The following is a 13,822-nucleotide window of genomic DNA, read 5'->3' as shown; positions in this document are numbered from 1 at the left end:
GGACTTGTTCGGAGATTCCCTAGCTACATGTTATGCCCGAACACAAAATTTCTGACAGTCTCGGCCCTCGCCTTAAACTATCCGCCGAGGGCCGTAAGTCAGAGCTAAGTGCTAACGCACAACCCCATCAACCCGAGCCCGCCCTTTAAACCGCCTTCTAACCCCAACAACCACAATCACCACCAACAACCCCACCACCACAAAAAAGATCGTATTAAACACCGGAAACGGCTGATCACGGCTCGTCACCGCTTCAACTTCGGTCACGTTGGGAAACATCGACAGGATCGTTATGCGCCAGCCGTAATAACGAATCAGTGCCAGTTGCTGGGAATCACGCGAGTAGCCCTGGGCTTTGGCCTGGATGTCGGCGGAGTCGAATTTGAAGTACCACGGGAAGCTCCAGCCGGTGTCTTCGTTGCGGTAGACCACGACTTTCTTGGTGTCCGGGTCTTCGGTGTTGATGAAGTACACGTCGCGGGTCGGGCCGTCTGCCGGGTTTTCGGCGTTGATGACGCCGTCGGCGTCCATTCTTTTGACTTCCACGCCGGTGATCATCACGACATCATGGCGCGGCAGGACGTAATAAAGGCTTAATGCGCCGATCCCGAGTGCCACGAATACCACAAGCCAAATCGACCTTCTCAGCCACTTCATACCAGCGTCCTCTGTTTAAAATTGCGTGACTTTGCCCTAATCCGAACATTTCGAAGCAAAACAGTTATTACAAAATTCGACAAGGCCGTTGCAGATGGCGTTGTCTTCCGGAGATTTACATGATTTGGTTCCTTGAAGGGCAGTCCAGCCAGCGTGAAGTGATCATGGGCGCGCGCGATGCGCTGCCTGCGTCGGTGCAGATTATCGCCTCCCATCGCCAGCAGCGCTCCGAAATTACCGGGCAGGCCCATGTGGCACTGCAAGAGCCGGTCGATAATGAAGAGCGTATCGACTGGGTGCTGGAGACCGCTCGCTCGCTGGGCGTCCGGACTATCGTCGCCGGGCGTATAGGCAGCTTTTACGAAGCGCAGCGTGCACGTTTTGTTGCCGAAGGTTTGGACCTCGTCACGGGCGGAACGTCCCAGCAGACCTTCATGGATGTCGATGACAAGAGCCGCTTCACTGCGGCGGCCGAGGCGGCGGGTCTGGCGTGCATTCCGGGAATCGCCGCGAGCAGCGCCGAGGAGTTGCAGGCGGCTTACGATTCGTTGTCGGTGTCTGGCGAGGTCTGTATCAAGCCGGTGGTCGGGATTTACGGACGGGGCTTCTGGCGCTTCAAGGCCGATGTCGATGATTTTCGCTGTTTCGCCAATCCGGATGCGCGTGAAACGACTTTTCAGGCGTACCTTAACGCTTACCGTCAGGCCGAGGGCGTTCCGGCGATGCTGTTGATGCCGTATATGCCCGGCAGTGAATGCTCGGTGGACATGGTCTGTGAGCACGGCAAGGCGGTTGCCTTTGTCGGGCGGCGCAAGGTAGGGCTGAATCAGACCTTCGAGCGTGACAGCGAGGCGGTGCAACTGGCGGTGCGCGCAGCGGAGCATTTTGCCTGCGACGGGCTGATCAATGTACAGACCCGTGACGACGCTGACGGCAAGCCGCGTTTGCTGGAAATCAACCCGCGTTACTCCGGCGGGATCGGTTATACGCGTGAAACCGGCGTCAACCTGCCGGGTATTTTTGCGACACGCCGTCTCGGCTTGAAAGAACCGGAAACACATTGGCTTGAGGATATCCGCGTGAAGGCCATCACGGTCGCTGTACGGGCCACGGTTTGATCGGGATAATAGATTTTTGCTATCACTAATCGCTCTTATCAGGGAGGATCGGGCATGAAGCTTCTTGCGCCAGGTGCAAACACTGCTTTAGCAAACGCCCACTGCACCTGGAATCTGGAGAGCGGCAAATCTTTGGTTTTTGGTGAGTACGCAGCGGTCGCTTTGCTGGCGGTCAACGACAAGCGCCAGCCCATGGGCGACCCGGCGCTGCTGCACCAGGAACAGAGCTGGATGGAGTGGAGCGGCGGCCCTCAGGATGTTGGCTGTACGCTTCGGCTGGACAGGCTCCCGGCTGGCAGTGATCGCGTGTTGTTGATGGTCTATGTATATGCAGCCATGGGGCCGGTCCGTGACGTTTCCAGCCTGCATCTCAAAGTGGATGCCGACATCGAGCATCGGCTGGATCTGCGCGATAACGGCGAAGCGGCGATCATCATCGGCGAGTTCTACAAGCGTAATGAACAGTGGAAATTCCGCGCGCTGAGCGAAGGCTCGGCGTATGGGTTGTCGGCGTTCGGGCGCAAGATCGGCCTGGACGTTGATGACCGTCACCCGCGCCACCCGTCCGGTGGCTCCAGTGGCGGGCCTCGGCATGAGTCGGCGACCGGCACGGCATTTGTGGTCGGCCCGGCGCACGTCATGACCTGTGCCCATGTCATCGAAGACATGGGCGTGTTCTACATCACTTCACTGGAAGGCCGTTACAAGGCCGAACCAGTGGTGATCGACCGTCGCAACGACATCGCGCTGCTGCGGGTGCAGGGCGCGCCGCCGTTGTCTCCGGTTACATTCCGGGACGGGCAGGGCTGTGAGCCGGGTGATACCGTAACGGTCCTGGGTTACCCGTTGGCGTCCATTTCCGGTGGCGGGCTGCAGGTGACGCAGGGCGGGATCTCCGGTCTGTTCGGTCTGCACAATGACGCCAGCCTGTTCCAGTTCACGGCACCGATTCAGCCAGGGTCCAGTGGCAGCCCGCTGTTTGACAACGGTGGCGCGGTGATCGGCATGGTGACATCCACCGTGCCGGACGGGCAAAACATGAACTTCGCAGTGAAGTCCGCACTGCTGCTGTCCTTTCTGCAGGCATGCCGTATCGATGCGCCGCATGCCCGCCCGGAAAGGTCGTACACCACCACAGAAATCTCACGCGCCGCACAGTCATCGTTATGGCTCGTTGAAGCTTCTCGCCAGTGACGTCGGTGTTGCCTGCTCAAGTGGCAGGCGTCTGGGGCTTCGGCCCCGTTACTCAGGAATTTATCAATGGACAGCAGCGCAGCTTTTTCCAACTCTACAAAGCTTCGTGCTGACCTGCTTCGTGGTCGTCTCGACGTCAGCGTCGACTCGTCCACTATTGCCCCGGATTCTCTGTTCGGCTTCGCTGAACGGCGCAACCCCAAGCGTGCATTTCTGTTCGTGTCCCGGGTGCTTGGGCGTCATATTCCCGCGCGTCCGGGCGTGATGCTGAAAAGTTTTCAGGACCTGGCGCACAAGATTCCGGCAGACCTGCCCGGCCCGGTGCTCGTCATCGGCATGGCCGAAACCGCAGTCGGTCTCGGTGCCGGCGTGCACCGTGCCTACAGCGCAACGCGATCTGATGCCTTGTATCTGGTCAGCACGCGCCATCCTACCGGCAGCGAGCTGTTCGCCCGCTTTGAAGAAGAGCACAGCCACGCCAGCGCTCACCTTATCCATCTGCCTGTCGATCCGGCGCTACGCGAGATGATGCTCGGCGCACGTTCGCTGGTGCTGGTCGATGACGAGGCGTCGACGGGCAAGACCTTCATCAATCTCCATCAGGCACTGGTCGAGGCCGGGCTGAGCAACATCGAGCGGGTGGTGACGTGTGTGCTTACCGACTGGTCGGCAGGTGCAGTCAGCACGTCGATGGGCGCAGTGGCCGAGCAGGTCTCGCTGTTGCAGGGGTCGTACTCTTTCGATGAAGACGTGAGCGCGCCATTGCCGGACATGCCTGAGGTTGGCACCGTGGCAATGGGCGACTGGTCGCTGGTGACCGCCAATGACTGGGGCCGGATGGGGGTGTTATCGGTTGCCGATACCCTGGCGCCAGGGCTTACCGTGCAAAAGGGTGAACGCGTTCTGGTGGTAGGCACCAGCGAGTTCGTCTGGCGGCCGTTTCTGCTGGCCGAGCGTCTGGAAAAAGCCGGTGCCGATGTGCATTTCAGCTCTACCAGCCGTTCACCGATTGCACTGGGGCATGCCATCGACCACGCACTGTCGTTCTCCGACAACTATGGCCTAGGCATCCCCAACTTCCTTTACAACGTGCGGCCGGGTCAGTTTGACCGGGTGCTGATCTGCACCGAAACCCCAAGGCAGGCCGTACCCGCCGAGCTTATCGAAGCGCTGAACGCCGAGGTTATCTGCGATGAGTAACGACCGCCCGCTGATCTTCGTCGATCTGGACGACACACTCTTCCAGACCGCCCGCAAAACGCCCGCGAACATTGAAAAACATGTCGCAACGCTGGATATCAGCGGTAACGCCAATGGCTACATGACTAACGTGCAGAAGTCCTTCGCGCACTGGCTGCTGGCGCATTCCGATGTGGTGCCGGTGACGGCGCGCAGTGTCGAGGCCTACAGCCGGGTCAAACTGCCGTTCACCGCAGGCGCAATCTGTTCGCACGGCGGTGTGATGCTCGATGTCATGGGGCGGCTGGACCAGGACTGGAACGAGCAGATGAAAAATACCCTGGCCAGCTATCAATCGCGGTTGCATGAATTGTCTGCCGCCACACTGGCGATTGGTCATGAGCTGGGCTTTTCACTGCGCGGCTGGGTGGTTGAAGAGGCGCAGCTGTTTCATTACGTGGTGACAAAGCATAACGAGAGCGATGACAGCGTGCTCAGCAAAGTACTGGCCGAAGTGCAGGCCCGCGGCTTGCTCGATGGCATGCACATCCACGGCAACGGCAACAACCTGGCCTTTCTGCCCGAGGGGCTGGCCAAGCGCTACGCGGTTCAGGAATGGCTGCGGCGCGACAAGGCCATCAATGGCGAACGCCCGGTGCTCGGTTTTGGCGACAGCATTACCGACCTGGGTTTCATGGACGAGTGCCACTGGTGGGCGACACCTGCCCGCAGTCAGTTGGCGAAAATGTTTGTCGGAGCAGAGCATGAGTGATCCCGTTCACGGGCTCGATACGGTCGGCAGTGGCAGTTATCTGTACGACGACGTGCATTTTCTGCTGCGCAGCGTTGCGATGCAGGCCACTAGCGTGGCGGAGAAGGAGCGCCTGATCCAGACACACCAGAAGCACTACTCGGAAATGATCAGCGAGGAGTCGCCTCCCAGCGCCGCTCACAAGGCGTTGTATGAGCGTGCACTCAGCCAGAACGGTTTGCGCATGGCCGATGACGTGCAAGCCCTGGCACAGGCGCTTGACCGCGAATGCACCGGCGCTGAAATCGTTCTGGTGTCGTTCGTGCGTGCCGGTTTGCCGCTGGGTGTGTTGTTGCGTCGGGCACTGATCGATCTGCACCGCGAAGCGCATCACTACGGCATCAGTATCGTGCGTGATCGCGGTATCGATAAAGTCGCGCTGGAGGCCATCATTCTGGCCCACGGCGCGCAGAACATCGTGTTTGTCGACGGCTGGACCGGCAAGGGCGCAATTTCGGGTGAAATCCGTCGCAGTCTGGCAGGTGACACGCGCTTCCCGAAAGAACCACGACTGGTAGTGCTGGCCGATCCCTGCGGCAGTGCCTGGCTGGCGGCGTCGGCAGAAGACTGGGTGATTCCGTCCGGTATTCTTGGCGCGACCGTGTCCGGGCTGGTGTCGCGCTCTATCTGGCCGACGGACGGCGGGCTGCATGGTTGTGTGGTTTACGAGCAATTGCAGGGCCACGACGTCACGCAGTCTTTTATTGAACACATCGACAGCCAGCGTCGTCAAAACAGTTCTACGCTCACGCTGACACCCTGGACGCTGACGCAGCGAGCCGGGCTCAAGGACGCTGCAACGCAGGTGGTCGACCGCTTGGCCGAGCGCTTTGATATCACTAACTTCAATCGCATCAAGCCGGGCATTGCCGAAGCCACTCGCGCGGTCATGCGCCGTGTTCCAGACCATGTGCTGGTACGCAATCGGGCGGACAGCGATGTGCAACTGCTGCTGCACCTGACCGAAAAAGCGGGGATTCCCGTTGAAGAAGTCGGCGATGTGCTGGGGCCTTATCGGGCAGTGACCATCATTCGGAGTCTGAGCTAATGGCCTTATTTTCGCCTTACGCGCTGGGGGCAACGCTGTACATGCCCGCCACCCGCGATGACATCGTCGATGTGGTGTTCGGTGAAAAGATTCCCGAACTGCGTTCGCTGGTCGTGTGCCTGGAAGATGCGGTGGCGCTGATTGATGTCGATACAGCGCTGGTCAACCTTCGCCAGGTGCTGACCCGCATTCAGGACCGTGGCGGCCGCCCGGCCAACGGTCCGCTGTTGTTCGTTCGTCCGAGAGATGCCGCAATGGCGCGGATTCTCAATGACTGGCCGCTGATGGCGCACGTTGATGGGTTCGTTGTCCCCAAGCTTTCGCTGAAAAGTCTGACGAGTTGGGAGCAGTCCGTTACCAACCCGGCGCTGGCGTTGATGCCTACACTGGAAACGCCGGAAGTGTTCGATCCGTCGGCAATGGTCGAACTTGGGCAAGCGCTGAAAGCCAGTCTATACGAGCGGATCATTGCGTTACGTATCGGTGGCAATGACCTGATGGGCTGTCTGGGGCTGCGCCGCAATCCGGCCATGACCCTGTATTCGACGCCCATGGGCTATGTGATCCCGATGCTGGCGGGAGTGATGGGTTCGCAGGGTTTTGCACTCACAGCGCCGGTGTTCGAGCAACTGGCCACACCTGACATTCTGGAACATGAACTGGCGCTGGATATTACCAATGGGTTGGTCGGTAAAACGGCAATTCACCCCTCGCAGGTCAATATCATTCAGAATGCACTACGCGTCAGTCTGGAGGACATGAACTCCGCCCGGATGATTTTGAACTCTGTGGCCCCCGCAGTGTTCAAGTACAACGATGCGATGTGTGAACCGGCTACCCATTACAAATGGGCAACCCACATCATGGAGCGCGCCAAATGGCATGGAGTGTTATCCGCACCCGCTTCGATCATGGATGCCAGCATTCGACTCGCTGAGGCAGTTAGCTAGATGATAGAACCTGACCTTGAAACCGTAGAACCTGATCTTGAACCTGTAGGACCTGATCTTGAAATCGAAGTGGAACAACGCCTGCTGGCTGTTTTCGATTTCGACGGAACCATCACCCGGCACGACAGCTTTGTGCCTTTTCTCAAGTTCGCCTTTGGGCAACGTGCGTTTTCCGTGCGCATGGCCCGCCTGGTGCTACCGAGCATCGGCTATCTCGCCAAGCGTGTGACCCGCGACGAACTGAAGGGCCGCCTTATAAAGGCGTTTCTCAGCGGCGTTGAAGTGCAATGGCTGCAGCAAAAGGCCGAGGCGTTCTGCCAGTCGCACTGGAACCGCCTGATGCGCCCGGCTGCGCTGGAGTCCATCGCCGCCGAAATCGAGAAGGGCGCCATTGTCACGCTATGTTCAGCATCGCCTGCTATGGTTCTGCAACCCTTCGCTGATCGCTTGAAAGTAGAGCTGATCGGCACCAATCTGGAAGTCATCGACGGCAAACTGACTGGATTGATCGAAGGCAGCAACTGCCGTTGCGATTCGAAAGTCGCACGCCTTGAAAGTGTTTATGGGCCGCTCACGCAGTTCCGGGTTCGTGCCTGGGGCGACACGCGGGGTGACCACGAATTGCTCGCCGCTGCTCAGGATGCGCACTGGCGTCTGTTCCATCCGACGTGGCGTCGAGGCCGTTATAAAGGCCCCGTTAACGCCAAGTTACACAATCCTGATGGCAATGATGGGCCAACACGGTAAGGCTGTAACACTTTTATCCGAATTCCGACGTTCACATGGAGCGAAAAATGGCACTCACTTTGGCAAAGAACCAGACGATCTCACTGGAGAAAACCGCTGGTACCGGCCTCAAGAAAGTCAGTATGGGCCTTGGATGGGACCCTGAAAAAGCCAGCGGTTTCTTCGGCAAGTTGCTCGGCGGTGGCGGCGGCGATATCGACCTGGATGCCTCCTGCATCATGCTCGACGCCGACAAGAAGCCCCTCGACCTGGTCTGGTTCCGCCAGTTGCAGTCGCGCGACGGTGCCATTCAACACTCGGGTGACAACCGTACCGGCGAAGGCGCGGGCGACGATGAAACCATCAGCGTTGATCTGGAAAAACTGCCGGCCACGGTCAAATACCTGGTGTTCACCGTCAACTCGTTCACCGGTCAGAATTTCGAAAAAGTCGCCAACGCCTACTGCCGCATTGTCGATCTGGGCAGCCGCAACGAACTGGGCCGCTTTGATCTGTCCGAGAAAGGCCAGCACACCGGCGTTGTGATGTCCTACCTGGCGCGCACCCCCGCAGGCTGGGATTTCACCGCAGTTGGTCAGGTTACCAACGGCCGTACTGCAGATGATCTGGTCGAACTGGCCATCGGAGCTGTACGCGCATGACCCAACTTGTCCCAGGCGCCAACGCGCCAGTCGCTGCCGGTCCGTTGACGGTCGAGGTCAGCTATTCCCCGCTGGCGGATGCGGATATCGACGTGTCTGCATTCCTGCTGACCGCCTCCGGCAAGGTGCGTGGCGATCAGGACATGTGTTTCTACGGCCAGAAAAGCGTCAACGGCGGTGCGGTCCAGCAGACGGAAGCGTCGGCCGGGCGTGCTGTGTTCAGCCTTGACCCGAGCCGTCTGGATTCAGTCATCGAGAAGGTCGCCCTGACGGCAACCATCTACGAGAACAAGGCCAGCTTTGGCAGCGTGTCACGGTTGGCGCTGAGCATCACTGGCGGTATCGAAGCCGATATCCCTACCAGCGGCATGAAAGAAACCGCATTGATTCTGGGCGAGTTTTATCTGCGTCAGGGCGCGTGGAAATTCCGCTGCGTCGCCCAGGGTTTTGCCGGCGGGCTTGAACCGCTGGCAAAAAACTTTGGCGTAGAGGTCGCAGCGCCCCAGGATCAACCTGCACCTGCACCTGCACCTGCACCTGTTCCCGCGCCTGCACCCAAGTCGACCGTCAGTTTGAGCAAGATCACGCTCGACAAGACCCGTGCTTCGATCAGCCTGGAGAAATCCAGCGCCGGTTTCGGTGAGATTCGGGTCAACCTGAACTGGAACCGTCGCAGCGACAGCAAGGGCGGCGGCTTCTTCTCGATGAAGAAGAGCAATGCCATCGACCTTGATGTAGGCTGCCTCTTCGAACTGCAGGATGGCCTGAAAGGCGCGGTCCAGGCGCTGGGCAATTCGTTCGGTTCGCTCAACACCGAGCCTTTCATCAAGTTGATGGGTGATGACCGTACCGGCTCGGTAAGCGATGGTGAGTGGCTGCATATCAATGGCGCGCACTGGAGCAAGATCCGTCGCATTCTGGTTTATGCGTTCATCTATGAAGGCGCGCCGAACTGGAAAGAAACCGACGGGGTTGTCACCATTCATGCGCCGGGCCAGCCACCCATCGAGGTTCGCCTCAACGAAGAGGGTGGTCGTCAGGGCATGTGTGCAATTGCCTTGCTGGAAAATGACAACGGCGCAGTCAAGGTGACCCGCCGGGTGGATTTCCACAATGGCCACAGCAACATGGACAAGGCCTATGGCTGGGGCATGCGCTGGGCTGCCGGTTCCAAGTAAACAATACCGTGGTATTTCTGGGCTGGCTGTGCCGCCTCATGGGAGATAGACATGCTGGACTGGTTGAAAACAAACGCAACGGCTGCTCGCGACAAGCTGGCTTCGGAAGTTTCGAAGTTCAAGAACCGCGAATTCATGGAAGCTGTGGTTTCCGGCTGTGCGCTGGTATCGGCCGCTGACGGCGATATCAGCTCCAGTGAAAAGCAGAAAATGGCTGGCTTCATCCAAAACTCTCAGGAACTGAAAGTTTTTGACATGAAGGAAGTCATCCAGGGTTTTCAGGAAGCGTGCTCCAAGTTCGAGTTCGATTTTGAAATTGGTCGTGCCGAAGCGTTGAAAACCATCGGCAAGATCAAAAAGAAAGAAGATGCCGCCCGTTTGCTGGTGCGCGTCTGCTGTGCTATCGGTGGCGCTGATGGCAGCTTCGACGAGAAAGAGCGGGAAGTCTGCCGCACGATCTGCCGAGAGCTTGGCCTGAACCCGTCCGATTTCGACCTGTAATTTTTTACCCTAAGGAACGCAGTTAAATGGAAAGCACCTCTCTAGGCTTCCCTCCACTCACGATGGCGGTTTTCGTCGGCCTGGCCATTACGGCCATGGCTATCGACATGTTCTCCCACCGGGGAAACAAGCCGATCACCCTCGCGCAAGCCTCGGCGTGGTCGATTTTCTGGGTCGCCATTTCGCTGGCTTTTGCCGGTTTCCTGTATGTGCAGCACGGCTCCGAAGTCGCCACGCTGTTCGTTACCGGTTACGCGCTGGAAAAAGTGCTGAGCGTCGACAACCTGTTTGTGTTCATGGCGTTGTTCTCCTGGTTCAAGATCCCGGATGGCCTGCGCCACCGCGTTCTGTACTGGGGCATCATCGGTGCCATCGTCTTCCGCGGCATCTTCGTCGCCATTGGTACAGGCCTGCTGGCTTTGGGGCCGTGGGTCGAAGTGGTGTTTGCGGTCATCGTTGCCTGGACCGCCATCATGATGCTCAGAGCGGGTGATGACGACGACGAAGAAGTCGACTACTCGCAACACATGGCGTATCGCTTCGCCAAGAAACTGTTCCCGGTATGGCCGAAGCTGCACGGCAGCAACTTCTTCGTCCGTCGCTCGGTACTGGAAGAAGAAGTCAAAAAACCGGAAAACGCCGGTATCACCCTGGCCGCCAAGGGCGCTCTGTTCGCGACCCCATTGTTCCTGTGTCTGGTTGTGGCTGAAATCTCCGACGTGCTGTTCGCGTTCGACTCCGTGCCGGCAATCATTGCAGTGAGCCGCGAGCCGCTGATCGTGTTCTCGGCCATGCTGTTCGCGATTCTTGGTCTGCGTACTCTGTACTTCGTTCTTGAAGCCCTCAAGCGCTATCTGGTGCATCTGGAGAAAGCGGTTATCGCCTTGCTGTTCTTCATCGCCATCAAACTGGGCCTCAACGCAACCAACCACCTGTTCCACCACGGTTACGAGATCAGCGCCAATACCAGCCTGCTGGTTGTGGTCGTCGTGTTGATCATCGGTATCGTTGCAAGCCTGCTCTTCCCGGGTAAAGAAGAATCCGCTGAAGAAAAAGCGTAAACACTGGATAAAGGAGATAACCGAATCATGGCTTTGACTCTGCAAAAAGGTGGCAACCTTTCGCTGTCGAAAACCGACCCTACCCTGACCAATGTACTGATTGGCCTGGGCTGGGATCCGCGTGCCACTGACGGCCAGGAATTTGACCTGGACGCCAGCGCATTTCTGCTGGGCGCCAATGGCAAGGTCCGCAGTGAAGCTGACTTCATTTTCTACAACCAGCTCAAGAGCGCCGATGGTTCCGTCGAACACACCGGTGACAACCGTACCGGTGCTGGTGATGGCGATGACGAAGTGCTCAAGGTCAATCTGACCAGCGTTCCTGCTGACGTGGACAAGATCGTCTTCGTTGTGACCATTCACGACGCTGACAGCCGCAAGCAGAACTTCGGTCAGGTGGGCGGCTCGTTTATCCGTGTGCTGAATGAAAAATCCAGCTCGGAAATCGTTCGCTACGACCTGGCGGAAGACGCCTCGACTGAAACCGCGATGATCTTCGCCGAGCTGTATCGCAACAATGGCGAGTGGAAATTCCGCGCAGTGGGTAGCGGCTTCGCCGGTGGCCTGAAAGCTGTGGCCAACTCTTTCGGCATGAATTTCTGATTCGCGCCTAACCATTTTTCCAGAAAGGATTACGAACATGGCAGTAAGTCTGAGTAAAGGCGGTAACGTTTCGCTGTCGAAAGAGGCTCCGGGCCTGACAGAAATCACCGTGGGCCTGGGCTGGGATCCACGTGTTACCGATGGCACCGAGTTCGACCTGGACGCATCGGTCTTCATCGTTGGTGAAAGTGGCAAGGTGTTGGATGACAACAGCTTCATTTTCTACAACAACAAGAAATCGGCCGATGGTTCGGTCGAGCACCTTGGCGATAACCGTTCCGGCGCTGGCGATGGTGATGACGAGTCGGTAAACGTCAAACTCACCGGTCTGGCTGCTGCGGTCAAGAAGCTGGTTTTTGCGGTCACTATCCACTCGGCTGAAGAGCGCAAGCAGAGCTTTGGTCAGGTGTCCAACGCTTACATTCGCGTTGTGAACAAGGCTGACGGCAAGGAAATCGCTCGTTACGACCTGTCGGAAGACGCGTCGACCGAAACCGCGATGATCTTCGGCGAGCTGTACCGCAATGGCGACGAGTTCAAGTTCAAGGCCATTGGTCAAGGCTTTGCAGGCGGTCTGAAGCCGTTGGCAGAAGCGCACGGCGTGGCAATCGGCTAAACCCCGAGCAGCGCACGATAAAAACCCCCGCCAGCAATGGCGGGGTTTTTTTATTGGGGCTGGTTACGAGGCTATCGTTGCGCACGCTCCAGCGTATGACGCATCTTGCGACGCTCTGCATCGCAAAGAGGACGCAGAGCGTCCGGAACGGCATGCGACGCGGAGCGTCGCACGATGGTTGAGATAGTTGAGATAGTCGTTCCGCAGGCTCCGGCTGGGAAAGCAGTTCTCGACGCTCTGCGTCGTACGATAGTTGAGAGCTCGATGCGCTACAAAATCCCTGCACCCTTTGCCGCTTTCAGCCAGTCGGGAAACTCTTCCATCAGCAGGTCATAAAGCTTTTCTTCCGGGATCTCGTCCAGCCGGTCGAGGGCGAAGAAGTTGCAGTTGTCGACAACGCGACCGCCCATGTCATCAAGTTTTCCAGAATGCCGTAACCGCGTCCGCCAAGGCCGACGAACTGCCAGAAGATCGGCAGCTTCGCCGCTTCGGTCATCAACCTGGTAATTTCGCGATCCTGATGCACGCCGCCGTCGCTGATGAACAGGATGTAGACCGGAGTCTTGTCACCGGACTTCTTGTAGTAGTCGATGACCATGCGCATTGCCTTGGGCTCATCGTTGATGCGTGCGCCCAGTTCCCAGTCTTTCCAGCCGCCATGATCGGTTTTGATGAAGTTCTGGAAGTTGCTCAGCGTCACCGCACTTAACTGCTGGGGCTTTGCTCCGAAGGCCCAGCAGTCCAGTGCGCCGTCGTCGTCGAAATGCACGGCAAGCGGAATCAGGCGATCTACCACTTCCTGAACATGACCGCGGGTGTACTGCGGGTTCATCGAACCGGACGCATCCAGTACCAGACCAACCCTGGCCTTGGTATCGGTCAGTCTGGCTTTTTCCAGGCTGACCTGAGCCTTTTTGGCCAGGCTTATCAATTGCGGTGCGGCGTCAGCGATTTTCTTTTCCAGCGAAATACGCGGGGGGGCTGCTGGCGGGGGTGCTGGAGCATCAGCCACTTCGCCGCCGAAATGCACCACCAGCGCGTCCAGCCCGGCGTTATAGCCCTGCAGATTGGAGGCGATGCGCCACTCGCCGTTCTTGCGATAGATATCGGCGACCATGATGGCTTTTTCGGCGGTGAAGGTTGCACCGGAGAACTCGCCGCGAACTACTTCGCGGCCCTGACTCTGGATGCTGAAATGGCTCGCCTGAATCTCGCTCATGGTGCCAGCGCCATCGATGGACGCAGTAAATACCAATCGCTCTATCGAGGCAGGCAAGCCCGCGAGCGATAGCTGAAAATCTCCGCCATTGACTTGTTTGACGCTGTTGCAGGGGCTGCTCGGCTGATTGAAGAAAACCATGTAGCGGTCGTCCGACAGCTTGCCGTTGGCATCGACGCCGAAGCAGACGTAATCAATGACCTGTGCGGACTTGATGGCAATCGACAGGGTGAGATCAGAGCCCTGAATCAGGCTGGACAGGGGAACACGTTGACCTTGAGTAATCTGCATGTCTCTTC

The 13,822-nt window shown here is 58.1% G+C and carries 14 protein-coding genes and 1 pseudogene; 13 read left to right on the top strand and 2 right to left on the bottom strand.

The annotated features are described in order from the left end of the window. Positions 1-111: 111 nt before the first annotated feature. Positions 112-657, bottom strand: coding sequence for a DUF1523 family protein (locus tag AC4ANE_RS23850; protein ID WP_002552026.1), 546 nt, complete (start codon positions 655-657; stop codon positions 112-114). A gap of 119 nt (positions 658-776) precedes the next feature. Here AC4ANE_RS23850 and AC4ANE_RS23845 point away from each other — a divergent pair, with 119 nt between their 5' ends. The 13 genes from AC4ANE_RS23845 (at position 777) to AC4ANE_RS23785 (ending at position 12,304) form a co-directional block, all read left to right on the top strand. Continuing rightward, positions 777-1,775 carry an ATP-grasp domain-containing protein gene (locus AC4ANE_RS23845; RefSeq protein ID WP_002552027.1) on the top strand — a complete coding sequence of 333 codons (999 nt, stop codon included), beginning with the start codon at positions 777-779 and terminating at the stop codon, positions 1,773-1,775. Positions 1,776-1,829: 54 nt separating this feature from the next. Next, positions 1,830-2,969, top strand: a complete 1,140-nt coding sequence (locus AC4ANE_RS23840) for a trypsin-like peptidase domain-containing protein (RefSeq protein ID WP_002552028.1) — start codon at positions 1,830-1,832, stop codon at positions 2,967-2,969. Between the two features lie 66 nt (positions 2,970-3,035). Further along, positions 3,036-4,169, top strand: coding sequence for a phosphoribosyltransferase domain-containing protein (locus AC4ANE_RS23835; protein ID WP_460408552.1), 1,134 nt, complete (start codon positions 3,036-3,038; stop codon positions 4,167-4,169). After that, on the top strand, positions 4,162-4,920 hold the full coding sequence (locus AC4ANE_RS23830) for an HAD family hydrolase (RefSeq protein ID WP_002552030.1): 759 nt from the start codon (positions 4,162-4,164) through the stop codon (positions 4,918-4,920). Before AC4ANE_RS23835 ends, AC4ANE_RS23830 begins: the two co-directional genes overlap by 8 nt. Further along, on the top strand, positions 4,913-6,007 hold the full coding sequence (locus AC4ANE_RS23825; RefSeq protein WP_005732342.1) for a cysteine protease StiP family protein: 1,095 nt from the start codon (positions 4,913-4,915) through the stop codon (positions 6,005-6,007). The genes AC4ANE_RS23830 and AC4ANE_RS23825 overlap by 8 nt, the downstream gene beginning before the upstream one ends. Continuing rightward, positions 6,007-6,957: an HpcH/HpaI aldolase/citrate lyase family protein gene (locus tag AC4ANE_RS23820; protein ID WP_002552032.1), complete on the top strand. Its 951-nt coding sequence runs from the start codon at positions 6,007-6,009 to the stop codon at positions 6,955-6,957. The genes AC4ANE_RS23825 and AC4ANE_RS23820 overlap by 1 nt, the downstream gene beginning before the upstream one ends. Next, positions 6,958-7,704, top strand: coding sequence for an HAD-IB family hydrolase (locus tag AC4ANE_RS23815; RefSeq protein ID WP_002552033.1), 747 nt, complete (start codon positions 6,958-6,960; stop codon positions 7,702-7,704). It begins immediately after the preceding gene. Between the two features lie 47 nt (positions 7,705-7,751). After that, positions 7,752-8,345: a TerD family protein gene (locus AC4ANE_RS23810; RefSeq protein WP_002552034.1), complete on the top strand. Its 594-nt coding sequence runs from the start codon at positions 7,752-7,754 to the stop codon at positions 8,343-8,345. Beyond that, complete coding sequence (locus tag AC4ANE_RS23805; protein WP_122272636.1) at positions 8,342-9,523, top strand: TerD family protein; 1,182 nt, start codon at positions 8,342-8,344, stop codon at positions 9,521-9,523. The genes AC4ANE_RS23810 and AC4ANE_RS23805 overlap by 4 nt, the downstream gene beginning before the upstream one ends. Before the next feature lie 51 nt (positions 9,524-9,574). Further along, positions 9,575-10,024, top strand: coding sequence for a tellurite resistance TerB family protein (locus tag AC4ANE_RS23800; RefSeq protein WP_002552036.1), 450 nt, complete (start codon positions 9,575-9,577; stop codon positions 10,022-10,024). Between the two features lie 26 nt (positions 10,025-10,050). Continuing rightward, positions 10,051-11,085 (top strand): TerC/Alx family metal homeostasis membrane protein, encoded by a 1,035-nt coding sequence (locus AC4ANE_RS23795; RefSeq protein ID WP_005732348.1) that lies wholly within the window; start codon positions 10,051-10,053, stop codon positions 11,083-11,085. A 27-nt stretch (positions 11,086-11,112) separates the two neighbouring features. Further along, positions 11,113-11,688: a TerD family protein gene (locus tag AC4ANE_RS23790; protein ID WP_002552038.1), complete on the top strand. Its 576-nt coding sequence runs from the start codon at positions 11,113-11,115 to the stop codon at positions 11,686-11,688. A gap of 37 nt (positions 11,689-11,725) precedes the next feature. Further along, positions 11,726-12,304 carry a TerD family protein gene (locus AC4ANE_RS23785; RefSeq protein WP_002552039.1) on the top strand — a complete coding sequence of 193 codons (579 nt, stop codon included), beginning with the start codon at positions 11,726-11,728 and terminating at the stop codon, positions 12,302-12,304. A gap of 269 nt (positions 12,305-12,573) precedes the next feature. Here AC4ANE_RS23785 and AC4ANE_RS23780 read toward each other — a convergent pair. Further along, positions 12,574-13,814, bottom strand: a pseudogene (locus AC4ANE_RS23780) (VWA domain-containing protein). Positions 13,815-13,822: the final 8 nt, after the last annotated feature.

The organism is Pseudomonas sp. Pme6b (assembly GCF_058129925.1).
The sequence above is the reverse complement of the archived record's forward strand: the minus strand, read 5'-3'. Positions and strand labels throughout refer to the sequence as shown.